The sequence below is a fragment of the Paracoccus sp. S4493 genome, from assembly GCF_000967735.1.
In the GTDB taxonomy this organism is placed as follows: domain Bacteria; phylum Pseudomonadota; class Alphaproteobacteria; order Rhodobacterales; family Rhodobacteraceae; genus Paracoccus; species Paracoccus marcusii.
In genome coordinates this window covers 1-458 of sequence record NZ_JXYF01000321.1, presented here as the reverse complement: position 1 = coordinate 458, position 458 = coordinate 1, and the positions used below count along the sequence as shown (strand labels likewise).

The following is a 458-nucleotide window of genomic DNA, read 5'->3' as shown; positions in this document are numbered from 1 at the left end:
CCTCGCTGCTGGCGGTGCTGGGCGTGACCAAGCAGTCGCTGAACCGCGTGCTGCGCACCCTGATCGAGGACGGGCTGGTCGACAGCCGCATCGGCCGCCGCGACCGGCGCGAACGCCAGCTGCACCTGACGGCCAAGGGCACCGCCCTGGAACGCCGCCTGTCCGAGGCGCAGCGGGCACGGATGCGCGCCGCCTATCGCAATGCCGGGCCCCAGGCCGTGTCGGGGTTCCGCCAGGTTCTGGAAGCGATGATGGACCCCGAGACCCGGGCGCAGTATCAGGCGCTTAAGGATCTTCCCGAAGACCGCTGAGGCCGCCATGACGCATACCGACTGCCACCTGCTGATCGTCGACGACGACGAACGCATCCGCGCGCTGCTGGGGCGGTTCCTGCGCAAGAACGGATACATGGTCACCATGGCCCGCGACGCGGTCCAGGCGCGCCGCCTGCTGGCGGG

At 70.5% G+C, this 458-nt stretch carries 2 pseudogenes; both read left to right on the top strand.

From position 1 onward, the window contains the following. Positions 1–311 (top strand): annotated as a pseudogene (locus TW83_RS17420) (winged helix DNA-binding protein); the annotation flags it as partial. Between the two features lie 7 nt (positions 312–318). After that, a pseudogene (locus TW83_RS22175) lies at positions 319–458 on the top strand (response regulator); the annotation flags it as partial.